The 23,253-nt window shown below is 66.0% G+C and carries 23 protein-coding genes; 14 read left to right on the top strand and 9 right to left on the bottom strand.

Features of this window, described 5'->3' with window-relative positions; genetic code table 11:
* Positions 1-71 precede the first annotated feature (71 nt).
* Complete coding sequence (locus ACLFKU_RS32490) at positions 72-1,280, top strand: transglycosylase SLT domain-containing protein (RefSeq protein ID WP_410851847.1); 1,209 nt, start codon at positions 72-74, stop codon at positions 1,278-1,280.
* Between the two features lie 96 nt (positions 1,281-1,376).
* Here ACLFKU_RS32490 and ACLFKU_RS32485 read toward each other — a convergent pair whose 3' ends face one another.
* The 4 genes from ACLFKU_RS32485 to ribBA all read right to left on the bottom strand — a co-directional run bounded on the left by ACLFKU_RS32485 (position 1,377) and on the right by ribBA (position 4,860).
* Positions 1,377-2,573, bottom strand: a complete 1,197-nt coding sequence (locus tag ACLFKU_RS32485) for a pyridoxal phosphate-dependent aminotransferase (RefSeq protein ID WP_410851846.1) — start codon at positions 2,571-2,573, stop codon at positions 1,377-1,379.
* Between the two features lie 161 nt (positions 2,574-2,734).
* Positions 2,735-3,169: a transcription antitermination factor NusB gene (nusB, locus tag ACLFKU_RS32480; protein WP_013090229.1), complete on the bottom strand. Its 435-nt coding sequence runs from the start codon at positions 3,167-3,169 to the stop codon at positions 2,735-2,737.
* On the bottom strand, positions 3,166-3,678 hold the full coding sequence (gene ribH / locus ACLFKU_RS32475) for a 6,7-dimethyl-8-ribityllumazine synthase (protein WP_368584956.1): 513 nt from the start codon (positions 3,676-3,678) through the stop codon (positions 3,166-3,168). Before ribH ends, nusB begins: the two co-directional genes overlap by 4 nt.
* 48 nt (positions 3,679-3,726) lie before the next feature.
* Positions 3,727-4,860, bottom strand: coding sequence for a bifunctional 3,4-dihydroxy-2-butanone-4-phosphate synthase/GTP cyclohydrolase II (gene ribBA, locus ACLFKU_RS32470; RefSeq protein ID WP_410851845.1), 1,134 nt, complete (start codon positions 4,858-4,860; stop codon positions 3,727-3,729).
* Positions 4,861-5,128: 268 nt separating this feature from the next.
* Here ribBA and ACLFKU_RS32465 point away from each other — a divergent pair, with 268 nt between their 5' ends.
* The 10 genes from ACLFKU_RS32465 to ACLFKU_RS32420 all read left to right on the top strand — a co-directional run bounded on the left by ACLFKU_RS32465 (position 5,129) and on the right by ACLFKU_RS32420 (position 15,419).
* Positions 5,129-6,250 (top strand): enolase C-terminal domain-like protein, encoded by a 1,122-nt coding sequence (locus tag ACLFKU_RS32465; RefSeq protein WP_410851844.1) that lies wholly within the window; start codon positions 5,129-5,131, stop codon positions 6,248-6,250.
* A gap of 28 nt (positions 6,251-6,278) precedes the next feature.
* Positions 6,279-7,283: a hypothetical protein gene (locus ACLFKU_RS32460; RefSeq protein WP_410851843.1), complete on the top strand. Its 1,005-nt coding sequence runs from the start codon at positions 6,279-6,281 to the stop codon at positions 7,281-7,283.
* The gene (locus tag ACLFKU_RS32455; protein WP_368584952.1) at positions 7,280-7,945 is read left to right on the top strand and encodes a gluconate 2-dehydrogenase subunit 3 family protein; all 666 of its coding nucleotides are present in this window, start codon (positions 7,280-7,282) and stop codon (positions 7,943-7,945) included. The genes ACLFKU_RS32460 and ACLFKU_RS32455 overlap by 4 nt, the downstream gene beginning before the upstream one ends.
* Positions 7,935-9,578, top strand: a complete 1,644-nt coding sequence (locus ACLFKU_RS32450; RefSeq protein WP_410851842.1) for a GMC family oxidoreductase — start codon at positions 7,935-7,937, stop codon at positions 9,576-9,578. Before ACLFKU_RS32455 ends, ACLFKU_RS32450 begins: the two co-directional genes overlap by 11 nt.
* A gap of 31 nt (positions 9,579-9,609) precedes the next feature.
* Positions 9,610-9,807 (top strand): hypothetical protein, encoded by a 198-nt coding sequence (locus ACLFKU_RS32445; RefSeq protein WP_410851841.1) that lies wholly within the window; start codon positions 9,610-9,612, stop codon positions 9,805-9,807.
* A gap of 203 nt (positions 9,808-10,010) precedes the next feature.
* Positions 10,011-11,147 carry a muconate/chloromuconate family cycloisomerase gene (locus ACLFKU_RS32440; RefSeq protein ID WP_410851840.1) on the top strand — a complete coding sequence of 379 codons (1,137 nt, stop codon included), beginning with the start codon at positions 10,011-10,013 and terminating at the stop codon, positions 11,145-11,147.
* A gap of 27 nt (positions 11,148-11,174) precedes the next feature.
* Entirely contained in the window at positions 11,175-11,465 is a 291-nt protein-coding gene (gene catC / locus ACLFKU_RS32435; protein WP_410851839.1) for a muconolactone Delta-isomerase, read from the top strand.
* A 78-nt stretch (positions 11,466-11,543) separates the two neighbouring features.
* Positions 11,544-12,479 (top strand): catechol 1,2-dioxygenase, encoded by a 936-nt coding sequence (gene catA, locus ACLFKU_RS32430; RefSeq protein WP_410851838.1) that lies wholly within the window; start codon positions 11,544-11,546, stop codon positions 12,477-12,479.
* A gap of 103 nt (positions 12,480-12,582) precedes the next feature.
* On the top strand, positions 12,583-13,839 hold the full coding sequence (locus ACLFKU_RS32425; RefSeq protein ID WP_410851837.1) for a GTPase: 1,257 nt from the start codon (positions 12,583-12,585) through the stop codon (positions 13,837-13,839).
* Complete coding sequence (locus ACLFKU_RS32420) at positions 13,836-15,419, top strand: dynamin family protein (protein WP_410851836.1); 1,584 nt, start codon at positions 13,836-13,838, stop codon at positions 15,417-15,419. The genes ACLFKU_RS32425 and ACLFKU_RS32420 overlap by 4 nt, the downstream gene beginning before the upstream one ends.
* Positions 15,420-15,427: 8 nt before the next feature.
* Here the strand turns inward: ACLFKU_RS32420 and ACLFKU_RS32415 are convergent, their stop codons facing one another.
* From ACLFKU_RS32415 to ACLFKU_RS32395, 5 genes are all read right to left on the bottom strand, one after another.
* Complete coding sequence (locus tag ACLFKU_RS32415; RefSeq protein WP_410851835.1) at positions 15,428-16,669, bottom strand: energy transducer TonB; 1,242 nt, start codon at positions 16,667-16,669, stop codon at positions 15,428-15,430.
* Positions 16,670-16,750: 81 nt separating this feature from the next.
* Positions 16,751-17,386 (bottom strand): riboflavin synthase, encoded by a 636-nt coding sequence (locus ACLFKU_RS32410; RefSeq protein ID WP_368584947.1) that lies wholly within the window; start codon positions 17,384-17,386, stop codon positions 16,751-16,753.
* Positions 17,387-17,401: 15 nt separating this feature from the next.
* Positions 17,402-18,553: a bifunctional diaminohydroxyphosphoribosylaminopyrimidine deaminase/5-amino-6-(5-phosphoribosylamino)uracil reductase RibD gene (gene ribD, locus ACLFKU_RS32405; RefSeq protein WP_368584946.1), complete on the bottom strand. Its 1,152-nt coding sequence runs from the start codon at positions 18,551-18,553 to the stop codon at positions 17,402-17,404.
* Between the two features lie 63 nt (positions 18,554-18,616).
* On the bottom strand, positions 18,617-19,900 hold the full coding sequence (gene hemL / locus ACLFKU_RS32400; RefSeq protein WP_410851834.1) for a glutamate-1-semialdehyde 2,1-aminomutase: 1,284 nt from the start codon (positions 19,898-19,900) through the stop codon (positions 18,617-18,619).
* A gap of 158 nt (positions 19,901-20,058) precedes the next feature.
* Positions 20,059-20,535 (bottom strand): hypothetical protein, encoded by a 477-nt coding sequence (locus ACLFKU_RS32395; RefSeq protein WP_176105314.1) that lies wholly within the window; start codon positions 20,533-20,535, stop codon positions 20,059-20,061.
* A 202-nt stretch (positions 20,536-20,737) separates the two neighbouring features.
* On the opposite strand from ACLFKU_RS32395, the gene ACLFKU_RS32390 reads away from it, so the two are divergent.
* From ACLFKU_RS32390 to ACLFKU_RS32380, 3 genes are all read left to right on the top strand, one after another.
* On the top strand, positions 20,738-21,955 hold the full coding sequence (locus tag ACLFKU_RS32390; RefSeq protein WP_368584944.1) for a Bcr/CflA family multidrug efflux MFS transporter: 1,218 nt from the start codon (positions 20,738-20,740) through the stop codon (positions 21,953-21,955).
* A 215-nt stretch (positions 21,956-22,170) separates the two neighbouring features.
* Positions 22,171-22,401 (top strand): hypothetical protein, encoded by a 231-nt coding sequence (locus ACLFKU_RS32385; RefSeq protein ID WP_410851833.1) that lies wholly within the window; start codon positions 22,171-22,173, stop codon positions 22,399-22,401.
* A gap of 75 nt (positions 22,402-22,476) precedes the next feature.
* Positions 22,477-22,881: a RidA family protein gene (locus tag ACLFKU_RS32380; RefSeq protein ID WP_410851832.1), complete on the top strand. Its 405-nt coding sequence runs from the start codon at positions 22,477-22,479 to the stop codon at positions 22,879-22,881.
* Positions 22,882-23,253 lie beyond the last annotated feature (372 nt).

Genomic DNA, 23,253 nt, shown 5'->3' with positions numbered 1-23,253 from the left:
CTCTGCGAGCGCGCTGTACCGCCTGATTTGACCCGGCGGAGTTCGCGGATCATGCAAGATGGGAGATCTGAATGAACGCCTGGTTATCGTGGCGTCCTGATGAGCGTATTGCGCAGGTTGTGCGCGGTGCGCTGCGCCGCGGGACGCGACTGAGTCATCACCTGTTCAGCATTGTCGGCGGGATCGCCGTGGTGCTGGCTCTCGCACTATGGCTGATGCCAACCTGGCGCGGCGCGTTGGCTGCGCGTCTGATGCCGGTCATTTCCGCCGCCGTGCAAGCGGGCCCCGCCCGCCTACTGCAAGGCAACCCGTTGCCGGCCATCGGACCGACCAGAAATGCCGGTGCATCCTCCGACGAATCGCTGTCGGCCAATTCGCCGAACTCGCCGAGCCCCGCCGATGGGTCGAGCGACGGCAGCATGACCCTGACCTCGTCGACCACCAGCTTCGACGGCGCGTTCGACAACGCTGGCACGTCGGGCACCAGCACCGTCGCGCTCAATGGCCTCGATCCGCGTACGATGCAGGGCGTCAGCGCGCTCGCGCGTCTGATTCCGCAGCAACGCGTGTCCGCCGATGCGCGCGACGACCGCGTGCTCGTGTCGAGCCACGAGCAGGACCTGGTCGCGTCGTACCTTGCGCGGCGTTATCGCGTCGCTCAGGAGCCCGTCAGCGAGCTCGTGAAGGCCGCGTTCGACACCGGCCGCGAAGTCGGCCTCGATCCGCTGCTGCTGCTCTCGGTGATAGCGATCGAATCGGGCTTCAATCCGTACGCCGAGAGCGGCGTCGGCGCACAGGGCCTGATGCAGGTGATGTCGAAGGTGCATTCGGACAAATTCCAGTATTTCGGCGGCCAGAGCGCTGCGCTCGAACCGCTCGCGAACATCAAGGTCGGCGCACTCGTGCTGAAGGATTGCATCGCGCGCGGCGGCTCGCTGCCGGGTGGCCTCCGACTGTACGTCGGCTCGAGCACGCCGGACGACGGTGGCTACGGCGCGAAGGTGATGGCCGAGCGCGGTCGCCTGCGCGATGTCGCGCGCGGCCGCAAGGTGCCGATCAATGCGCCGCAGGCTCCAGTGCTGACCGCGTCGACGACGCCGGCGCCGGCCGCCTCGACGAGCGGCGGCAACGGCAAGCGCGTCCAGGTGACATTGCAGGCCGGCCACGCGCTGAGCCCGGCGACTCCGGCGGCGCACTCGCAGCCGGCCGATCAGCAGGACGACGCGAGCGCCAATTCGGCGACGCGCCATGTGGCGTCGGCGTCGGAGCTGGGAGCTTGAGTTAGACGTTTGCCAGGCGCATGAATAAAAAAGGACACCCGAGGGTGTCCTTTTTTGCGTCTGGCAGGCCGGTCGCCGGCGGCTCAAAGCCTCACATCAATGCCGCCCGAACAGCTTCGCCAGCCGCTCGACAGCCTCTTCGAGCTTCGGATACGCGGTCGCATACGACAGCCGGATGTAGTCCCTCGGCGCGTGCGTGCCGAAGTCCATGCCCGGTACCAGCACGACGCCGGCATCGTGCAGCATCGCCTTCGTGAGCGCCGCGCTGTCGCCGGCCGCGGGATGCGCGACGCCGCGGCAGTCCGCGTAGACGTAGAACGCGCCGTCGGGCATCACCGGCACCGAGAAGCCGAGCGATTCGAGCGCCGGCGCGATGAAGTCGCGGCGTCGCTTGAATTCGAGGCGCCGCGCTTCGTAGATCGCGATCGTCTCCGGCTCGAAGCAGGCGAGCGCCGCGTGCTGCGCCAGTGCCGACGCGCAGATGAACAGGTTTTGCGCGAGCTTTTCGAACGCGCTGACCATCGCGGGCGGCACGACGAGCCAGCCGAGTCGCCAGCCAGTCATGTTGAAGTACTTGGAGAAGCTGTTGACGGTGACCACGTCGTCGCCGAACGACAGCGCCGACACGGGCTTCGCGTCGTAGCTGAGGCCCTGGTAGATCTCGTCGACGATCGTGAAGCCGGCGCGCGCACGCACGGCCTTGACGATCCGCTCGAGTTCGGCCGGCTCGATCGACGTGCCGGTCGGATTCGACGGCGATGCGAGCAGCACGCCGCGGGTGCGCTCGCCCCACAGGCGTTCGACGTCGTCGGCGGTCAGCTGGATGCGCTCGGCCGGCCCGCTCGGCACCATCACCGGCTTGCCTTCGGCGGCGATCACGAAATGTCGGTTGCACGGATAGCACGGGTCGGGCATCAGCACTTCGTCGTCGCGATCGACGAGCGCCGCGCACGCGAGCAGCAGCGCCGCCGACGCGCCCGCCGTGACCACGATCCGCGCCGGATCGACGTCGATGCCGTAGAACTCGGCGTAATGCGCGGAAATCGCGTCGCGCAGCTCGTGCACGCCGAGCGCGTTCGTGTATTGCGTGACGCCGCGGCGCAGCGCGCTCGCGGCCGCCTCGATGACCGGCTCGGGCGCGGTGAAATCCGGCTCCCCGATGCCCATGTGAATGATGTCGCGCCCGGCTCGTTCGAGCAGCGCGGCCTCCTTGGCCAGTTCCATCACGTAGAAAGGCTGGATGGCATCGACGCGCGCGGCGAGCCGCACGAGAGGTTCGGTCACGGAGTTCATACGGTCAGATCCAATTCAGAAGCAGGGGACGGCGCCCACGCATCAAATGATGCGCTCATCGAAGCGCGCGGCGGTGTCCTTGCGGGCGCTCGAGGTGCTTCGCCCTGTGCAGTGCGGCGTGGCGGGAACCGATGCGCGGCATAGCCCCGCCCGCACAGCGCTCAGCCCTTGCGAGCCGCCTGCGTTTCGGCGGCGCGCAGTTGCGCCGAGAGCTTGTCGAGTACGCCGTTCACGTACTTGTAGCCATCCGAGCCGCCGAACGTCTTGGTCAGCTCGACCGCTTCGTTGATGACCACGCGATACGGAATGTCGACGTGATTCTTCAGTTCGAACGCGGCGACCAGCAGCACCGCGCGCTCGACCGGCGACAGCTGATCGATCGGACGATCGAGGCACGGCGCGATCGCGGCGGACAATTCCTCGGAATCGCGCATCACGCCATGCAGGATTGCGTCCAGATGCTCGTGGTCGGCCTTGTCGTAACCTTGCGCGCCGCGCAGTTGCGCGTCGATCTCACCGCCGGGCGAGCCCGACAGCAGCCACTGGTAAAGCCCCTGCGTGGCCAGTTCGCGGGAGCGTCGGCGTGCGCTCTTCATGCCTCTTCCTCGTCGTCTTCGTCATCGTCTTCGTCGTCATCGCCGCCGAGCTGTTCGAGCGCGACCGCGAGGTTCGCCATTTCGACAGCCACGCGCGCGGCGTCGCGACCCTTCTCGGTCATGCGTGCGACGGCCTGCTCGTCGTTCTCGGTGGTCAGCACCGCGTTCGCGACCGGAATGCCGAAGTCGAGGCCGATGCGCGTGATGCCCGCGCCGCTTTCGTTCGACACGAGTTCGAAGTGGTACGTCTCGCCGCGGATCACCGCGCCGAGCGCGATCAGCGCGTCGAATTGCGCGCTTTCCGCGAGCTTTTGCAGTGCGAGCGGGATTTCCAGCGCGCCTGGCACCGTGACGAGCAGCACGTCTTCGCCGGTCACGCCGAGGCGTTCGAGTTCTTCGATGCAGGAGTCGGCGAGGCCGTTGCAGACGGGTTCGTTAAAGCGCGCCTGGACGATGCCGATGCGCAGTCCGTCGCCGTCGAGATTCGGTTGGTATTGTCCGATTTCCATGTGAATTCCGTAGTGTTTGAGTGGGCGCGAGGCGCGTGAGTGGCCGGATCAGACTTGCGGGGCTTGCGTTTTGCTGCCGGGCATCGGAATGAAGCCCGTCACTTCGAGACCATAACCCGACATGCTGCCGAGCTTGCGTGGGTTCGACAGCACCTGCATCTTGCCGACGCCGAGTTCGCGCAGAATCTGTGCGCCGACGCCGTAAGTCTTGAAGTCGACCGGGCGGCGCTTCAGCGCCTCCGCTTTTTCCTTCGAGTCGAACGCCTTGAAGACGTCGATCAGATGGTCTTTCGAGTCGCCGCAGTTCAGCAGCACGACCACGCCGAGATCGCGTTCCGCGATTTCTTTCATGGCCGCATCCAGCGTCCACGAGTGCGTGGATTCGCCGACTTCGAGCAGATCCAGCACCGACAGCGGTTCGTGCACGCGCACCGGCGTGTCGCGATCGGGCGACGGCGTGCCGCGCACCAGCGCGATATGCGGCTGGCCGCTCGGCTGGTCGAGATACATGACCGCGCGAAACGCGCCGTGCGCGGTTTGCATCGTGCGTTCGCAAATACGCTCGACGATCGATTCCGTGCGGCTGCGATAGTGGATCAGATCGGCGATCGTGCCGGTCTTCAGGCCGTGCTCCTTGCCGAACTCGAGCAGGTCCGGCAGACGCGCCATCGTGCCGTCGTCCTTGATCACTTCGCAGATCACCGCGGCCGGCGTGAGGCCCGCGAGCCTCGTGAAGTCGCAGCCGGCCTCGGTATGGCCGGCGCGCACCAGCACGCCGCCCGGCTGGGCCATGATCGGGAAGATATGGCCGGGCTGCACGATGTGTTCGGCTTTTGCGTCCGGCGCGACCGCGGCGGCGATCGTGCGGGCGCGGTCGGCTGCCGAGATGCCGGTCGTCACGCCTTCGGCCGCTTCGATGCTGACCGTGAACGCAGTGCCGTACTGCGTGCCGTTGCGGTAGGTCATCAGCGGCAGGTTCAGCTGTTTGCAGCGGTCCTGGGTCAGCGTCAGGCAGATCAGGCCGCGGCCGTAGCGAGCCATGAAATTGATCGCTTCCGGAGTGACAAACTCGGCGGCGATCACGAGGTCGCCCTCGTTTTCGCGGTCTTCTTCGTCGACGAGGATCACCATCCGACCGGCTTTCAGTTCGGCGATGATCTCTTGGGCGGAGGCGAGCGTCATGTTGGCGAGTTTTTCGGGAAAGCGCGTATTTTACGCCACGCGCGGGCCCAAGTCGCCTCCGCCAGACGACATAGGCGGTTTGGCCGATTGACAAAGAGCTGGGCGTGCTCGCCATCGCCGCCCCGCTTTACGGATTGCAATAGTGCGGAACGGTACTTGCGGCGCAGCAGGCAGCTTCGTCTCACTACGATCCGGAGACTGCGATGTCGGGGACCGTCGGCTATTGCATCGCTGCAAGGCGTCACGCGCACGCGCAAGGAGCGCGGCCATGAAGCGCGGCGTCACCAATGGGGGCTCGTCGCAGGCGCCCGTCACCGCGCTGCGCGCGAGCGCGTACCGGATTCCGACCGACGCGCCGGAAGCCGACGGCACGTTCGCGTGGGACGCGACCACGCTGGTCGTCGTCGAGGTCGACGCGGGCGGCGGCACCGGCATCGGTTACACGTACAGCGACGCCTGCATCGTCGCGCTGATTCAGGGCGCGCTCGCCACCTGCGTGCTGAATCACGACGGCCTGGACGTCGGCGCCCATTGGCAACGGCTTCAACGCCAGGTGCGCAATCTCGGCCGCGCCGGACTGGCCGCCACCGCCATTTCCGCGATCGACTGCGCGCTGTGGGACCTGAAGGCGAAGCTGCTCGGCGTGCCGCTCGTCGGCGTGCTCGGCGCGCTGCGCCCGACCGTGCCCGTCTACGGCAGCGGCGGCTTCACCACGTACACGAACCAGCGCCTGCAGCAGCAGTTCGCCGGCTGGGTCGCGCAGGACGGCTGCCGGTGGGTCAAGATGAAAATCGGCAGCGAGCCCGACAAGGACCCGGCGCGCGTCGCGGCGGCGCGCGAGGCGATCGGCGGCGCGGGCCTGTTCGTCGACGCCAACGGCGCGTTCACGCCACAGCGGGCGCTGTACTACGCGCAACGCTTCGCCGAGCACGAGGTGAGCTGGTTCGAGGAGCCCGTGTCTTCGGACGACGAAGCGGGCCTGCGCAACGTACGTGAGCACGTGCCGGCCGGCATGGAGATCGCCGCCGGCGAATACGGCTACACGCTCGACGATTTCCGCCACCTGCTCGCGACCGGTGCCGTCGACGTGCTGCAAGCCGACGCGAGCCGTTGCGGCGGCATCACCGGCTTTCTGCAGGCCGCCGCGCTGTGCGACGCGTATCACGTGCCGCTGTCCGCCCACTGCGCGCCGGCGCTGCATCTGCACGTCGCGTGCGCCGCGCCGCGCTTGCGCCATCAGGAGTGGTTCCACGACCACGCCCGGATCGAAGCGATGCTGTTCGACGGCGCGCCGCGTTTGCGCGATGGCGAGATGGAGCCGGACCTGTCGCGGCCCGGTTGCGGGCTCGAATTCAAGCAGGGCGACGCCGCGCGCTACCTCATCAAATAAAGCAGGCCGGAACAGGGAAGCGATATCGATGAGCTCTTCAAGCGTACCCGGATTGCTGTACACGGCGGCGGCGGTCGCGGCCGTCGCGACGTTGGCCGCGCGCGGCGCGCGAGGACCCGAGCCGCATCGCGAACCACGCGGCAGCGGCCTGCGACAGCGCGAGCGTCGAGCCCCCGTGACGTTCCGGGCGCGTGTACACACGAGAAAACCCGCTGGCGAGGTCCAGGCACACGTCGAAGCGGCCCGCACCTTCAACCATAGCTCCGCGCTGCTCGCGCTGTCGGTGCTCGCCGACAGCGCGATGGAGCACTACCGCGGCTCGTTCGACAACCCCGCGATGTTCGCGCCGCTCGTCAGCGCGAGTCTGTCGCTCGCCGCGGGTCTGCATGGTGGCGCGGATCGTCGCGGCCAAACGCATCGCGCGCGCCATGCGATCTATCTGGGCGCGGCGGCGACCGGCATCGCCGGCACCGGTTTCCATCTCTACAACGTGATGAAGCGCCCGGGCGGCTGGAGCTGGAACAACCTGTTTCACGCGGCGCCGCTCGGCGCGCCGATCGCGTTGCTGCTGTCGGGCGCGTTCGGTGCCGTCGCCGAACGGCTGCGCGACCAGCCCGCCGCCGACCCGCGACTGCTCGGCATGCCGGCCGGTCAGGCGCTCGGTCTGCTGGTCGCGGCCGGTCTCGTCGGCACCGTGGGGGAGGCCGCGCTGCTGCATTTTCGCGGCGCGTTCCAGCATCGCGCGATGTACGCGCCGGTCAGCATTCCGCCCGTCACCGCGGCGCTGCTCGCGCATGCCGCGCTGGCTGCTCCGCGCGAGCGCTGGCACACGCGGCTGTGGTTGCGCATCACGACCGCGCTCGGCTTTGTCGGCGCGGGTTTTCACGCGCGCGGGATCGCGCGTCGCCAGGGCGGCTGGCGCAACTGGAGCCAGAACCTGTTCGACGGGCCGCCGCTGCCTGCGCCGCCGAGCTTTTCCGCGCTGGCGCTCGCCGGACTCGCCGCGCTGCGTCTGCGGGAGACTGAAAAATGACTCACGAACCACGCTCGACCCGAGCCACCCGCTATCCCGGCTACGACGTGCTCGACAAACGCTCGACGCCGTCGTGGGACGCTCACACCCGCGCGGTGATCGCCGAACGCCTCGCGACACCGCTCGAGCCGCGCTTTTTCAGCGCCGTCGAATGGCTCGCGGTCACGTCGCTGTGCGCGCGCATCGTGCCGCAAGCGAACGCGCAACCGGTGGTGCCGCTCGCCGCGCTGCTCGACGCGCGCCTCGCCGGCAACAGCAATGACGGCTACCGCGACGCCCGTTTGCCGCCGATGCGCGACACCTGGCGCATCGGCCTCGCCGCGCTCGATGCCGAATCCCGCGAGCGCGGCGGCCTGCCGTTCGCGAGTCTCGCGCAGGACGCGCAGATCGCGCTGCTCGGCGACATGCAGCGCGGCGAACTGACGAACCCCGCGTGGCGCGGCATGCCGTCGAAGCTGTTCTTTAGCGAGCGCGTGCTGCACGACATCTGCGGGCTCTACTACTCGCATCCGCACGCGTGGAGCGAGATCGGTTTCGGCGGCCCGGCGAATCCGCGCGGCTACGTGCGCATGTACCTGAACCGGCGCGATCCGTGGGAGGCGGTCGAAGCAACGCCCGACACGCACGAAGAGGCCGCCAGGGAGAACCGCCGTGTCCGATGATGCGCAGCAACGGCCGCGCGGCAAGGACGGCCGCGCCCCGGATGTGTTCCAGCGTGGCGACTGGGTGCCGATGCGCACGTACCCCGACGGCGAGGAGGTCGATTTCGCGATCGTCGGCACCGGCGCCGGAGGTGGCACGCTCGCGTGCCGGTTGGCGGAAAAGGGCTTCAAGGTCGTCGCGTTCGATGCCGGCGCATGGTGGCGTCCGCTCGAGGAGTTCGCGTCGGACGAGGCGCATCAGGAAAAGCTGTTCTGGACCGACGAGCGCATCTGCGACGGCGACAATCCGCTGAAGCTCGGCCACAACAACAGCGGCAAGGCGGTCGGCGGCAGCACGGTCCATTTCGCGATGGTGTCGCTGCGTTTTCGGCCCGAGTGGTTCAAGTCGCGCAGCGTGCTCGGCTATGGCGCCGACTGGCCGCTCGACTGGCGCGAGATGTGGCGCTACTACGGCGAGGTCGAGGAGGCACTGAAAATCTCCGGACCGGTCAACTATCCTTGGGGCCCGAAGCGGCCGCGCTATCCGTATCGCGCGCATGAGCTGAACGCGGCGGCGCTGGTGCTTGCGCGCGGCGCCGAAGCGCTCGGCATCGACTGGTGCCCGACGCCGCTCGCAACCATCTCCGCGCCGCGCGGCCACGCGCATCCGTGCGTGTACCGCGGCTTTTGCGTGTCGGGCTGCGCGACCAACGCGAAGCAAAGCGCGCTCGTCACGTGGATTCCGCGTGCGCTGCGTGCCGGCGCCGAAGTACGCGATCTGGCGATGGTCGGCCGCGTCGTCACCAACGACGCGGGGCTCGCCACCGGCGTCGAATATCTGCGCGAAGGGCAATGGCGATTCCAGCGCGCGAAGCACGTGGTGGTGGCCGGCTACGCGATCGAAACGCCGCGCCTGTTGCTCATGTCGGCCAACAGCCGCTTTCCGGACGGACTTGCGAACAGCTCGGGACTCGTCGGCAAAAACCTGATGGCGCAGTCGAACCAGGCCGTCTACGGCACCTTCGACGAAGACATCCGCTGGTACAAGGGACCGCCGTCGCTCGCGCTCACCGAGCACTGGAACTACGAAGACAAGGGCAAGGATTTTTTCGGCGGCTACTGCTACATGAGCCAGGGGCCGCTGCCGAACGGCTGGGTCGCGGTGCAGAACGGCCGTGGCTTGTGGGGTGACGCGCTCGGCGCGGAGATGCTCAAGTACAACCACCAGGCGGGGCTGAAGATCGTCGGCGAAATGCTGCCGCAGCAGCGCAACCGCGTGACGCTTGCCGACGAGAAGGACCAGTACGGGCTGCCGATCGCGCGCGTCACCTATTCATGGTGCGACAACGACAAGCGGCTCATCGCGCATTCGCTGGACTTCATGGAGCAGGCGCTCGCGGCGGCCGGCGGCAAGGAGATCTGGCGCGAGACCGACGACACCTGCCACCTGAACGGCACCGCCCGCATGGGCGACGATCCGGCGACGAGCGTCGTCGATGCGGACTGCCGCAGCTGGGACATCCGCAACCTGTGGGTGTGCGACGGCTCGGTGTTTCCGACCGTCGGCGGCGTGAATCCTTCGCTGACGATCCAGGCGATCGCGTGCCGCACTGCTGACCGTATCGCGGCGCTGGGCGTGCGCGGCGAGCTATAGCTTTCGCGTCGTTCGCCGGATGGAGGCTTGAATGAAGCGTACCCGGACGATCATCGGCGTCGACGACGTGGCTCGCAGCTTCGGCTGGTATCAGCAGCTATTCGGTCAGCCGCCGACGTCGCCCGCTCACGACGTACTACGTGATGGTCAGGGCGCTGTCCGCGGTGTGAGGCCTTATCGCCAGTCACACCTACCGCGCACAACATGCTCTACGAGCATCGAAGCTTGACGCAGGTCAATGTTCGCGGCGAGAAAACGGGCTCTTTTTCAATGCGCGACATGCATGGTGCGATGCAAAATCCATAGAAAGGCCGGGGTTGTGCGGGTCACCATACCTTGAAGGTATGAAAAAGGACAAGAAAAGTATTGGACGGCCCAAAAGGGCGAGGGGTATAAAAACATCCAATGAACTCACTTCTCGCCGTAGCCGCCATGACCCACGCGACCATCGAACGTATCGAAACCCGCCTCGTCGATCTGCCGACGATCCGTCCTCACAAGCTGTCGGTCGCCACGATGTACGGGCAGACGCTGATGCTGGTCAAGGTGTACTGCAGCGACGGCATCGTCGGGATCGGCGAAGGCACCACGATCGCCGGCATGGCCTACGGCCCGGAAAGCCCCGAGGCGATGAAGCTCGCGATCGACGCCTACTTCGCCCCGGCGATGATCGGCAAGGACGCGACGCAGATCCAGGCGCTGATGGCGCACCTCGGCAAGCTGGTCAAGGTCAATCATTTCTCGAAGAGCGCGCTCGAAACCGCGCTGCTCGACGCGCATGGCAAGCGCCTCGGCGTGCCGGTGAGCGAGTTGCTCGGCGGCCGTCGCCGTGAGCGCCTGCCGGTTGCGTGGACGCTCGCGTCGGGCGATACCGCGAAGGACATCGCCGAAGCCGAGCACATGCTCGACGTACGCCGCCACAAGGTCTTCAAGCTGAAGATCGGCGCGAAGGAACTGAAGACCGACATCAAACACGTCGCCGACATCAAGAAAGCGGTCGGCGAGCGCGCCGCGGTGCGCGTCGACGTGAACATGGCGTGGAGCGAGACCCAGGCCGCCTGGGCGATTCCGGCGCTCGCCGACGCGGGCTGCGATCTGGTCGAGCAGCCGGTTGCATCCGCCGCCGCGCTCGCGCGCCTGATGCGCCGCTTCCCGGTCGCGCTGATGGCCGACGAAGTCCTGCAAGGTCCGGACAGCGCGTTCGAGATCGCGAAGAACGGCGGCGCCGATGTGTTCGCGATCAAGATCGAACAGAGCGGCGGCCTGTTCGCCGCGCAGCGCGTGGCCGCGATCGCCGATGCCGCCGGCATCGAGCTGTACGGCGGCACGATGCTCGAAGGCGCGTTCAGCACGGTGGCGTCGGCGCATCTGTTCGCGAGCTTCGCGAATCTGCAATGGGGCACCGAGCTGTTCGGCCCGCTGCTGATCACCGAAGAAATTCTGACCACGTCGCTCGATTACAGCGACTTCGAACTGACCGTGCCGAATGGCCCGGGTCTCGGCATCGAACTCGACGAGGCGAAGGTCAAGCGATTCACTCGAGACGGGCTGATGAAGGTGACCCGCTAGACGGATTCAGATCAAGAGGAGTCAACGATGCTTTTCCATGTGCGAATGGACGTGAACCTGCCGGTCGACATGCCGGCCGAAGTGGCGAACGAAATCAAGACCCGCGAGAAGGCTTACTCGCAGGAACTCCAGCGTAGCGGCAAGTGGCGTCATATCTGGCGCCTCGTTGGCGAGTACGCGAATTACAGCATCTTCGATGTAGAGAGCAATGCCGAACTTCACGACATTCTGTCCGGTTTGCCTCTGTCCCCGTACATGAAGATTTCGGTGACGCCTCTGTGTCGTCACCCGTCGTCGATTCGGGACGACGACATCTGAGCCCAGGGGCCAGGCGCATTTCAAGGCGAGCGCATCCAAAGCCATCTTTTCCCCCTATACCAACTGGAGACAGTCATCGTGAGCGTCAAAGTATTTGAAACCAAAGAAGTGCAGGATCTGCTGAAAGCCGCTTCCAACGTCGATGCCGGTAACGGCAACGCACGTTTCCAGCAGATCGTCTTCCGTCTGCTGGGCGACCTGTTCAAGGCAATCGATGACCTCGACATCACGCCCGACGAAGTCTGGGCCGGAGTCAACTATCTGAACAAGCTCGGCCAGGACGGCGAAGCGGCGCTGCTCGCAGCCGGCCTCGGTCTCGAGAAGTACCTCGACATCCGCATGGATGCCGAGGACAAGAAGATCGGTCTCGAAGGCGGCACGCCGCGCACGATCGAAGGCCCGCTGTATGTGGCCGGCGCGCCGGTGCGCGACGGCGTGTCGAAGATCGATATCAACGCCGACGAAGACGCGGGCCCGCTCGTGATCCGCGGCACGATCAAGGATCTGGACGGCAAGCCGGTCGCCGGCGCGCTCGTCGAGTGCTGGCACGCGAACTCGAAGGGCTTCTATTCGCACTTCGATCCGACCGGCGCACAGACCGAGTTCAACCTGCGCGGCGCGGTAAAGACCGGCGCCGACGGCAAGTACGAGTTCCGCACACTGATGCCGGTGGGCTATGGCTGCCCGCCGCACGGCGCGACGCAGCAGCTGCTGAACGTGCTGGGCCGTCACGGCAACCGTCCGGCGCACGTGCACTTCTTCGTGAGCAGCGACGGTCATCGCAAGCTGACCACGCAGTTCAACATCGAAGGCGATCCGCTCATTTGGGACGACTTCGCGTATGCAACGCGCGAAGAGCTGATTCCTCCGGTCGTCGAGAAAACCGGCGGCGCGGCGCTGGGCCTGAAGGCCGATGCGTACAAGGACATCGAGTTCAACTTCACGATCACGCCGCTGGTCCAGGGTAAGGACAACCAGCTCGTCTATCGTCTGCGCGCTTCGGCCGAAGCGTGATCGCACGAGGCGGCGCCGTGGCGACACGGCCGCCGCCTTTCGTTGCCAACGGCCGGCAGTCCTGCCGGCCGGATCAATCCCCTGAAGCGTCGAGGAGTTGACGGTGTCGAGCAAACTTCGTGAGCGCGCAGCGCACGATGTCGCGTCCGTGCTGCCCGAGCGGGCCCACGATCTGGCGCGCCTGCTGATTCTGATCGACGACAGTGAACCGGTCGTCACCGTCGTCGGCAAATACAACTACGGCAAGAGCAGCCTGCTCAACGAGCTGTTGGGCCGCGATGCGTTCGCGGTGTCGGACCGGCGCGAAACGGTGCGCCTGTCCGACAGCGTGCATCAGGGTGTGCGCTGGCTCGACGCGCCGGGACTCGACGCCGACGTCGGCAGTGAAGACGACCGCGAAGCGTTGCGCGCCGCGTGGCTGAAATCCGACATTCGCCTGTTCGTGCACGCCGCGAAAGAGGGCGAGCTCGACGCGAAGGAACTGACGCTGCTGACCGAGCTCGACGCCGACCGCGTCAGGACCGGCCGGCAGACGCTGTTCGTGCTGTCGCAAGTCGACCAGCTCCCCGACGCCGCCGCGGTGCAGAACGTCGGCGCAGCGATCGACCGGCAGATGCCCGGCATCGCGTTGAACGCGGTGTCGTCGATGCGCCATCGCAAGGGGCTCGACGGCGGCAAGAAACTGCTGCTTGAAAAGAGCGGCATCCCCGCGCTGCATGCCGCGTTGCGCGCTGAACTCGCGCGTGTGCCGGATGCGCGCGCTCACGAAACCACGCTGCTGATCGGCGAAATCCGCGACGAACTGCAACGGCTGCGCGCGGCACGGCAGACGTCGCTGGACATTCTGCGCACCACGCAGCAACAACAAAAGCAGGCCTTCGATCGGAGCCTCGCGGCCGTCATCGACAAGGTCGGCAGCGACATCGACGCGATGTTGAATGCGCTCGGCACCGATCACGCGAGCGTGCCCGATACCGCGAAAGACGCCTACGCGATCACCGCGGGCAAACTGGAGCGCGCGCATATCCAGATCGCGTACTCGCGCGCGTGCATCGAGATCGATGCGATGCTGGCCGGGCACGGTGTCATCGGTCTGCCGGCGGAGCAGCACACCGCGGCGAAAAGCCTGAACTCGGTGATGATCGCGGTGATGGGCGTGTCGGTGAAGTTCCGCAAGGATCTGCGCCGCATGTTCTGTGAAGCGGCGGGGCGTGAGCGCATGCAGCGCGAATTCACGCACTACTACGAGCTGTCTGCCGACCGCAAGGCGCTGGCCGCGCAGATCGTCGATACGCAAGCGGCGCTCGTCGCATCGGACGACGCGGCCGCCGCAATGCGGATACTGGTGGCGCGCGCATGAAAGCCGACGCGAGCCACGAGCAACGATTCATCGCCGAGGTCGATGCGTTCGACTTCATCGCCGAGGAAACCGACGCGCTGCTGCATGCGCTGAGCGACTGGCTCGCGAAGCTGAGCGCCGATCTGCAAAACGACTGTTTGAAGTGCGACGGCTTGCACGCAAACAGCGCACTGGCCATTCAGGCCGACACGATCAGCACGCTGCTGCGCGACAGCGTGCAAACGTCGATGCAACAGTGGTCGAGCCTCGAAGCGGCCCAGCACCTCGCCGATCATTTCGAGGATCAGGCGTTGCTGCTCGTGTTCGGCAAGTTCAACGCGGGCAAGAGTTCGTTCTGCAATTTCCTCGCCGAGCGCTTCGCCGCGCACGGGCGCAGCGTGCAGTATTTCCATGTGGATGGGGGCCGCGTCGTCGAAACGTCGGAGCCCTTTAGCGAAGGCGCGACCGAAACGACCTCGCGGCTGCAAGGGGTGCGCCTCGGCGCAAAGCTGGTATTGCTCGACACGCCGGGATTGCATTCGGTGACGCCGGAAAACGCCGCATTGACGCAGTGCTTCATCGATACCGCCGACGGTGTGTTGTGGCTGACCAGCTCCACCTCGCCGGGCCAGGTGCAGGAGCTCGACGAGCTCGGCCGCGAATTGCATCGGAACAAGCCGCTGCTGCCGGTCGTGACTCGTAGCGACGAGTACGAGGAAGACGAAGTCGACGGCGAACTCGTCAAGTGTCTGTGCAACAAGAGCGCGCCGCGTCGCGCGCTGCAGGAGCACGACATCAGGATGCGAGCGGCAGACAAGCTCGTGGCGATGGGCGTCGACACGGCGCTGCTGAAACCGCCGGTGTCGGTCTCAGCGCATGTGGCGCGCGAGGCGGGGCAGACCGCCGCGGCGGCCATGAGTGACGCGGGCTTCGAGCGGCTGTATGCCGCGTTGCTCGACATCACCGGACCGGCGCTTGCGTATAAACGGCGCAAGCGGGCCGAGGTGCTGCTGCATCATCTGGAAGAGAACGCGCTCGGCAAGCTGCAAAGCGAGGTGCTGCCGTTACTTGCCGAACTTGGCGAGTCGTCGCAGGCGGCGCTCGAGCGGCTCGAGCAACAGCAGGAGCAGCTTGCCAACGCGGTGTGGCGCGGCATCGTGCCGACGCTGCCCGCGTTGCTCGATGCACATGCTACGACGCATGACGTGATCGGGCTGTGCAATGCGCTGTCGCAATCGATATTCGAGCTGTATCGGCGCGAGGCAGACAGGCTGCTGGGCGATTATGTGATCGAGCCCAACGCTTCGCTCGCACGCGTGGAGCTGGCTGACGATGCCGGTTTCGACGATATCGTCGTCGAGCGAACGAGTGCAGATGGACCGGTGCGCGAAGTCGCGGGTGTCGACCATGGCCGCCTTCACGCCGCGCTAAGCCGCGCGATTCGCGAGTGCGTGCTGAGTCTGTCAGGCCATGCCGCGCAACGGTGCCGCGCGTCGATCACTCGGTTGACCACGCTCGCGCGGCGTTTTGAAGCGTCGTTAGCGACGCATGAGGAAAGCTTGCTCGATCTGAAGTCGCAGGTGCGGTCGGAATCTGTCTGATGCGCCGTTCAAACGCCCGGCGTCAGCGTGATCGTGAACGATCGCGGGGTGTCACCGTTTTCATCGCGCGGCATCGGATCGGAGCGCTTGACCGCCTCGACGGCGGCCTTGTCCCACGCCCGGTCGCCACTCGATCGAACGATCTTGACCGACTCGAGACTGCCTGACGACGTGCAGTGCACTTCGACCACGGTTTCCCGATGCCCCGGCTTGCCATTCCAGACGATGTTGGGCTGCACGCGCTGCCGGACCAGTTCCGCGTAGTCGAATACTTTCGGCGCGGAGGCCGGTTGGCGAGGCGCGCCCGAAGCGAAGTTTTTCAGCGCGGTGATCAGTAACACCGCCGAACGTCTGCTGCTGTCGAGTTCGGCCAGCGTGATCCATTCGCGCGCTTGTTGCGGCGTCTTATCGAACGCCTGGCGGTAAAGGCGCATCGCCTTGCACCACGCTTCAGGCGAAAGCTCGCCTTGGCGGCCACTCGTCAATAGCCCCAGATCATCCGCATCGTCAGGGTTGCGATTCAGCGCGTCCGCGAGCGACGCCGACAGCGCCAGTTGCCCGCGCAGCCGTTGTCCGGGCGTGACTTGCGGCAGCGGCGTGGTTTGCGTCGACTGTTTGATGAGGTTGAACAGCGCTTGCAGCTGCGCCTGCAGTTCCGCGTCGGTTTCCTTGTCCATCGACAGATAGCGCGACGTGATCAGCTGCAGATTCTTCAGGCCGCCGCAATCGGGCGGCGCGTTGTTCAGCGCGTGCGTCGTTAGGCCCATCAACTGTTCACGGTCCTGCTGCGAGATGCGCGCCATGCCGTCAAGCACGCCTAGCGCGCGAGCGAGCGGGGCGGGGCCCGCCGTGGCCGGATTGCTGTCGGACGAAAAGTAATAGCGTTGAATGTCCGGATCGGCTGTCAGTTTCTGCGCCCAGTCCGCGAGCAGCTTCGCTTTGGACGAGTCGGCCGTGATGCCTAAGTGGTTGGCCAGTTCCGCCGCATCGAGCGGTTTGCCGGGCAGAAATGGCAACGCGCTCGACAGCATCGAGGGAGCGCTCGCGCCCGACGCAAAAGACGGCAGACGGGTGGCGCTCGCGTTGCTCGCTGGCGTCGCGGCATCGGCGCGCGGCGAACTAAAAACGAGGTTCGACGCGACCGTGGCACCGGCGCCGCTCATGCCGACGATGCAGGTGACGATCAGCGACGCTTTCACCAGGCGGACAGGCCGAGAATTCCAGCAACCGTGCAGGCGCGGCATTTTCATGGTCCTGATCGGATTCGGATCGTGCGCGCGCTGCGCCACGGCTCTGGATTCGCTCAGCGGAGCGATTCGCCCCGAACGTGATTATTTCAACGGTTGATCGCCATCGCGCGGCGCATTGAGCATGCGCTCGACATAGCGCGCAATCAGATCGATCTCCAGATTCACTTTCACGCCATCGCGCAGATGCTTGAGCGCCGTCACCTGCACGGTATGCGGAATCAGATTGATCGAAAACTCGCAGCCGTCGTCGCGATCAGCGACGGAGTTCACGGTCAGGCTCACGCCATTGACCGTAATCGAACCTTTGTACGCGAGATAGCGGCCGATGTCGCGCGGCGCGAGAATGCGCAGCTCGTGCGATTCGCCGACCGGCGCGAAACGCGTGACGGTACCGAGCCCGTCGACGTGTCCGGAGACGATATGTCCGCCGAGCCGGTCATGCGCGCGCAGCGCTTTCTCGAGGTTGACCTCGCCGGTTTCGCCGAGACCGGCGGTGCGGTTCAGGCTTTCGCGCGATACGTCGACTTCGAACGAATGAGCAGTCTTTGCGACCACCGTCATGCAGGCGCCCTGGATCGTGATGCTGTCGCCGAGCTGCACGTCGGCGAGGTCGAGCCCGCCGGCTTCGACGTTCAGGCGTACACCCGCGTCGCCGCCCGTACCGAGCGGCTTGACTGATTCGATGCGGCCCACTGCCGCGACGATTCCTGTAAACATCGTGCTAATCCTTGATCATTGCGAAACGGTGGGGGACACGGCGTCGGTCCCGGGTACGGCTGCCTGTGCGAAGCGCGCGAGAATTCGCAGATCGTCGCCGATCCGCTCGACCGTGTGGAAATTGAGCTTCACGCGGTCTTCGAGCAGGTCGGGCGAGTCCAGATTGAACATGCTCATCGAGTCAATGCCGAGCAGGCTCGGTGCGAGATAGACGAGCAGTTCGTCGACGCAGCCTTCGCGCAGCAGCGAGCCGTTCAGCTTGTAGCCGGCTTCGACGTGCAATTCGTTCACGTTGCGCTCGCCGAGCACGCTCAGCATGCGCGGCAGATCCACCTTGCCGAACGCGTTCGGCAGCGGCACGATCTCGGCGCCGCGCTCGCGCAGCGCAACCGCGCGTTCTTCAAGACGCGCATCGAGTTCGCCGCAGAAGATCAGCGTCGGCGCGCCGGCCAGGATCTGCGCGTCGAGCGGCACGTCGAGCTGGCTGTCGATCAGCACGCGGTGCGGCTGGCGCGGCGTATCGACTGCGCGCACGGTCATGCGCGGATTGTCTTCGCGCACGGTGCCGATGCCGGTCAGGATCGCCGATGCGCGCGCACGCCACGCATGACCGTCGGCGCGCGCGGCCGCGCTCGTGATCCACTGGCTCTCACCTGACGGCAAGCCGGTGCGGCCATCGAGCGATGCCGCCACTTTCATGCGCACCCACGGACGGCCGCGCGTCATGCGCGACACGAAGCCGATGTTCAGCTCGCGCGCTTCGTTCGCGAGCAGCCCGCAGCGCACTTCGATACCGGCTTCGCGCAGCATCGCGAGTCCGCGGCCGGAGACCTGCGGATTGGGATCTTCCATCGCCGCGATCACGCGGCCGATCTGCGCTTCGATCAGCGCGTTCGCGCACGGCGGCGTGCGGCCGAAATGGCTGCACGGTTCGAGCGTCACGTAGGCGGTCGCGCCGCGCAGGTCGTGGCCGCGCGAGCGTGCGTCCTTCAGCGCGCGAATTTCCGCGTGATCCTGGCCGGCAGGCTGCGTGTAGCCTTCGCCGATCACCTCGCCGTTTCTGACGAGCACGCAACCGACGCGCGGATTCGGGTCGGTCGTGTACATGCCGCGCTTCGCGAGCGCGAGCGCGCGTTCCATATGGACGAAATCGGTTTGCGAGAACATCGGTGTCCGTTGTGGTGCGGTGTCTGGGTCGTGCGGGTTGCGGCTTTTGCGTGAAATCCGGCTTCAGCCCTTCAACGCTGCGAACGCGCCGCGCGCGGCGTCGATCGTCGCGTCGATCACTGCGTCGTCGTGCGCGCTCGACACGAAGCCCGCTTCATACGCGGACGGCGCGAAGTACACGCCGGCGTCGAGCATCTTGTGGAAGAACGCGTTGAAGCGCGGCACGTCGCTTTTCGTGACCTCGGCGAAGCTCGTCGGGATCGATTCGCGGAAGTAGATGCCAAACATGCCGCCGAGCGCATCCGCGGCGAACGGCACGTTTGCTTCGCGGGCGACCCGCGCGAGCCCTTGCGCGAGACGTGTGGTGCGTGCGGCGAGCGTGTCGTAGAAGCCGGGCGCCTGGATCAGCTGCAGCGTTTTCAGGCCGGCCGCGACCGCGATCGGATTGCCCGACAGTGTGCCCGCCTGATAGACGCCGCCGAGCGGCGCGAGGTGAGCCATGATGTCGCGCCGTCCGCCGAACGCCGCCGCCGGCATGCCGCCGCCGATCACCTTGCCGAGGCACGTAAGGTCCGGCGTGATGCCGTAGAGCTGCTGCGCGCCGCCGAGCGCAACGCGGAAGCCGCACATCACTTCGTCGAAAATCAGCACCGAGCCGTACTCGGTACAGAGGCGGCGCAGCGCCTGCAGGAATTCGGGGGTCGCGCGCACGAGGTTCATGTTGCCCGCAACCGGCTCGACGATCACCGAGGCGATCTCATTGCCGAACGCCTTGAACGCTTCTTCGAGTTCGGCGACGTTGTTGTATTCGAGCACGGTGGTGTGCTTCGCGATATCAACCGGCACGCCCGCCGAGGTCGGATTGCCGAAAGTCAGGAGGCCCGAGCCAGCCTTTACGAGCAGGCTGTCCGCATGGCCGTGATAGCAGCCTTCGAACTTGACGATGCGGCTGCGGTTCGTGAAGCCGCGCGCGAGACGCAGCGCGCTCATCGTCGCCTCGGTGCCGCTCGACACCATGCGCACCTGTTCGATCGACGGCACCAGCTTGCAGATTTCCTCGGCGATCTGGACCTCCGACTCGGTCGGCGCGCCGAACGAGAAGCCATTCACGAGCACGCGCTGCACGGCTTCGAGCACTTCGGGGTGAACGTGGCCGAGGATCATGGGACCCCACGAGCCGATGTAGTCGGTATAGCGCTGGCCGTCCGCATCCCAGAAGTAGGGGCCTTGCGCGCGCTCGATGAAGCGCGGCGTGCCGCCGACGGAACGGAAAGCGCGCACCGGCGAATTCACGCCGCCGGGGATCGTGCGTTGCGCGCGTTCGAAGAGGGTTTCGTTTCTGGACATGGCGATGGCTGGAATAGGGAGCAAGGGTTGCGCAGCGGCGTAAAGGGCCTCGGACGATTCCCGCGGACACTTCGCGCAATGCTGGGATGGATCGAGAAATTGTACCGGACTCGGCGCCGGCGGGCTGTGCGGGCGGGCGGCCGCGGCGGCGGGTGTTTTCAGGCCCGGCTGCCTGGCGCGGGCAACGCCGGCGGCTTGCGCTTGCCGGTCAATTCGGCCCAGCGCTTCTCCAGCGCGCCTTCGGCGATCGGCTTGATGATCGTGCCCGAGCTTTGCGCATCCCACGTCTGCACCGAGAACGGATGCACGCGCAGCTGATCGCGCGGGATGACCGGCGCGTGATGCGCATCGACGAGCCAGTCGTAGACGAAGTCGATGCACAGCCGGTAGCCGCGTTTGGTCGACGCGTCGGGGACTTCGTACGGCGCGCGCGTCACGTAGCCCGAGCCGAAGATGCCCTTCGGCTCCTGCGCGACGCGATGCAGGAACACGCGATCGCCGGGCAGGATGCCGCGCGCGAAGCCGCAGCCCCATGCGTCGGTCACCGCTTCGCCGGCCGCCACCCGTTTCGCGATGTCGGGCAGTTCGGGCCACGGCCATTTTTTGGGGCTCCAGATCAGCAGGAAGGCGGTCATCGCGGGTTCGAACGGGATCGGGGAAGGGGATGGATATGCAGGCGGCAGCTTAACCGATCGACGCTGTTTGCGCCGCGCGGCGCTGCTTCGCGCACAGTCAACGGGTTAACCGTCGCGTACAATCGAGCCGGTCAACTGATGGCCGTTCCCGCTTCACCCGTTCCGCTGCCGATGCCGGCGCGGCGTTCCATCCGGATTTCCCATGTCTCACGTCGTCAAACGCCGGCCCGATGGCCGGCTGATTTTGTTGCTCGGCGCGCTGGCCGCGTGCGGGCCGATTTCCATCGACATGTATCTGCCGAGCCTGCCGACCATCGCGCAGGCCTTCGCGGTCGGCACGGGCGCCGCGCAATCGACGCTGACGAGCTTCATGTTCGGCTTTTCGATCGGCATGCTGTTGTACGGTCCACTGTCGGATACGTATGGTCGCCGGCCGATCCTGCTCGGCGGCATCGTCATGTATGCGCTCGCGAGCATCGCCTGCGCGCTGTCGATCTCGATCGGCTCGCTGGTCGGCTTTCGCTTCGTGCAGGCGTTGGGCGCGGGGGCGGCGTCGGTGCTGGCTCGCGCGATCGCGCGCGACGCGCACGAGCCCGGCGATGCGGCGCGCGTACTGTCGATGATCGCGATCGTCACGGCGATCGGTCCGCTGCTCGCGCCGCTGATCGGCGGACAGTTGCTGCTGCTGGGCGGCTGGCGCGCCGTATTCGTCGCGCTGACGCTGTTCGGGGCCGTGTGCGCGGTGACCGCATTCCTGAAGGTGCCGGAGACGTGGCCGCGCGAGATGCGCGCGCAGTCGGCGCTGCTGAAGTCGTTCGGCGCGTATGGCACGCTGCTCCGCGATCCGGTCGCGTGGGGGCATATGCTGTGCGGCGGCATGGCGTTCGCGTCGATGTTCGCGTACATCACGGCGACGCCGTTCGTGTACATCGAGTATTTCCACGTGTCCGCGCAGCACTATGGCTTCCTGTTCGCGCTGAATATCGTCGGCATCATGTTCGGCAATTACCTGAACACGCGGTTCGTCGGCCGGCTCGGGCCGGTGCCGATCATCTCGTTCGCGGCGACCGTGAGCTTCGTTGCGTCGCTGTTCGTGTCCGTCGTATCGCTGACGGGGTGGGGCGGCTTGTGGTCGATCGTGTTTGGCCTCTTCTTCGTCGTCAGCGTGGTGGGCGTGTTGTCCGCCAACTGCACGACCGATCTGATGCATCGCTATCCGGTCAACGCAGGTGCCGCGGCGGCCGTGTTCGGCGCGGTGCAGCTCGCGCTGGGCGCGTTGTCGAGCCTCGCAGTCGGGCTGTGGCAGGACGGCACGCCGAAGGGCATGGGTATCGTCGTCGGCGTGGCGGGCTGCCTGTGCTTTGTCGGACGCAGGCTCGTGATGCGCTGGCACGGGACGTCGCCGGTTGCGGCTGTGTAGCGTGTGCTGTTTGGGTATTGAGGTCGAGCACTGCACGGGCGCTGTGAAAACGGCGTGAAAGCCGTATGACGCTCGTGCTGCACGGGCCGCGGGCATTGACCGACGCGTGAGTTCACCGGGCGGGTCTCCGGAAAACACCTGGTGTTGCGCGCGCACCACCGTGCGTCGCGGTTTGCATTGCTATGATGAAGTCACTGTTCCTCGGAGCGGCAATCATGGCGATCAAAGACCTGATGAACGGCGAACGGCAATTTGCCGCATTCGCCGAGGCGCAACGGCTGGCCGACAGCGGCGCTTACTACGATTACACCGACATCGAATATGTCTTGCGCTTTGATCAGGGGTTGACTGATGTATCGGCTTTGCTCGATAGCCAGCTGATGCATCGCGATCTGAATCGTCGTTGTGCCGATGCGCGCGAGAAGCTCGAGATGGTGGATGCGTGACGCGCAGTGTGCGGGTTTGCGCTGAATGAAGCACGGCGATGAACCGCTCCGGCAATTTCACTTCTGGAGTGGTTGATGACCGATAGCACGCACGCCCCACGTTTGCCTCACACCCACAATCCCGCCGCGCTGGCGAAACCCGGCGGTCACTACAGTCATGTGGCGGTCGCGAATGGCTTCGTCTTCGTGTCCGGGCAACTGCCGATCAATGCCCAAGGCGAGAAGCTCGCCGATGCGTCATTCGACGCGCAGGCCGAACAGGTTCTGCTCAACTTGAAGGCGGCGCTCGAAAGCGTCGGCAGCAGCGTCGCGCAACTGGTGCAGGTGCGCGTGTATGTCGTCGATGTCGAACATTGGGCTAGCTTCAATCAGATCTACGCGCGCTGGGCCGGTGAGGCAAAACCGGCTCGCGCGGTCGTGCCGGTGCGGCAGTTGCACTATGGGTTCAAGATCGAGGTTGAGGCGGTGGGGGTGGTTTAGTTCGGGATGGTGCAAGCGAGTACCTGAGGCTCCGCAGGCTTTTCTCGTTTTCACGATCACATCCTGCCGAAGCACGCGGCAAAGGTCGAGCATCAACCGGCGATGCCGTGGCGCGACCCTTGCCGCACGGGCGCTTGCGCATACTGTGTCGAACAAGGTTGAGGCGGCCTATCACCGCACCAATTCGGTGGAACAGCGCCGCCCGATGATGGGAGCGTGGGCCGTGCATGTTCGCGGCATAGAGGATTAGGCAGTATGACTTTCCGTGATGTGGTGGCTGGCCCGCCGTGAGAAACCAGACGCGGGTTAGCATTGCTGCCAGAGCCGCATGGTGTGCACGAGGGCGACACCCGGCGATTTCCAGCACGGAGG

Source organism: Paraburkholderia sp. EG304 (assembly GCF_046543485.1).
Lineage (GTDB): Bacteria > Pseudomonadota > Gammaproteobacteria > Burkholderiales > Burkholderiaceae > Paraburkholderia > Paraburkholderia youngii.
Note: the sequence above shows the minus strand (reverse complement) of the source record. Positions and strands in the feature narration are given on the sequence as shown.

Excerpts from the sequence above, each read along its gene's own strand:
- ACLFKU_RS32490 (WP_410851847.1), top strand. The coding sequence starts at position 72 with ATGAACGCCTGGTTATCGTGGCGTCCTGATGAGCGTATTGCGCAGGTT.
- ACLFKU_RS32485 (WP_410851846.1), bottom strand. The coding sequence starts at position 2,573 with ATGAACTCCGTGACCGAACCTCTCGTGCGGCTCGCCGCGCGCGTCGAT.
- nusB (WP_013090229.1), bottom strand. The coding sequence starts at position 3,169 with ATGAAGAGCGCACGCCGACGCTCCCGCGAACTGGCCACGCAGGGGCTT.
- ribH (WP_368584956.1), bottom strand. The coding sequence starts at position 3,678 with ATGGAAATCGGACAATACCAACCGAATCTCGACGGCGACGGACTGCGC.
- ribBA (WP_410851845.1), bottom strand. The coding sequence starts at position 4,860 with ATGACGCTCGCCTCCGCCCAAGAGATCATCGCCGAACTGAAAGCCGGT.
- ACLFKU_RS32465 (WP_410851844.1), top strand. The coding sequence starts at position 5,129 with ATGAAGCGCGGCGTCACCAATGGGGGCTCGTCGCAGGCGCCCGTCACC.
- ACLFKU_RS32460 (WP_410851843.1), top strand. The coding sequence starts at position 6,279 with ATGAGCTCTTCAAGCGTACCCGGATTGCTGTACACGGCGGCGGCGGTC.
- ACLFKU_RS32455 (WP_368584952.1), top strand. The coding sequence starts at position 7,280 with ATGACTCACGAACCACGCTCGACCCGAGCCACCCGCTATCCCGGCTAC.
- ACLFKU_RS32445 (WP_410851841.1), top strand. The coding sequence starts at position 9,610 with ATGAAGCGTACCCGGACGATCATCGGCGTCGACGACGTGGCTCGCAGC.
- ACLFKU_RS32440 (WP_410851840.1), top strand. The coding sequence starts at position 10,011 with ATGACCCACGCGACCATCGAACGTATCGAAACCCGCCTCGTCGATCTG.
- catC (WP_410851839.1), top strand. The coding sequence starts at position 11,175 with ATGCTTTTCCATGTGCGAATGGACGTGAACCTGCCGGTCGACATGCCG.
- ACLFKU_RS32420 (WP_410851836.1), top strand. The coding sequence starts at position 13,836 with ATGAAAGCCGACGCGAGCCACGAGCAACGATTCATCGCCGAGGTCGAT.
- ACLFKU_RS32415 (WP_410851835.1), bottom strand. The coding sequence starts at position 16,669 with ATGAAAATGCCGCGCCTGCACGGTTGCTGGAATTCTCGGCCTGTCCGC.
- ACLFKU_RS32410 (WP_368584947.1), bottom strand. The coding sequence starts at position 17,386 with ATGTTTACAGGAATCGTCGCGGCAGTGGGCCGCATCGAATCAGTCAAG.
- ribD (WP_368584946.1), bottom strand. The coding sequence starts at position 18,553 with ATGTTCTCGCAAACCGATTTCGTCCATATGGAACGCGCGCTCGCGCTC.
- hemL (WP_410851834.1), bottom strand. The coding sequence starts at position 19,900 with ATGTCCAGAAACGAAACCCTCTTCGAACGCGCGCAACGCACGATCCCC.
- ACLFKU_RS32395 (WP_176105314.1), bottom strand. The coding sequence starts at position 20,535 with ATGACCGCCTTCCTGCTGATCTGGAGCCCCAAAAAATGGCCGTGGCCC.
- ACLFKU_RS32390 (WP_368584944.1), top strand. The coding sequence starts at position 20,738 with ATGTCTCACGTCGTCAAACGCCGGCCCGATGGCCGGCTGATTTTGTTG.
- ACLFKU_RS32385 (WP_410851833.1), top strand. The coding sequence starts at position 22,171 with ATGGCGATCAAAGACCTGATGAACGGCGAACGGCAATTTGCCGCATTC.
- ACLFKU_RS32380 (WP_410851832.1), top strand. The coding sequence starts at position 22,477 with ATGACCGATAGCACGCACGCCCCACGTTTGCCTCACACCCACAATCCC.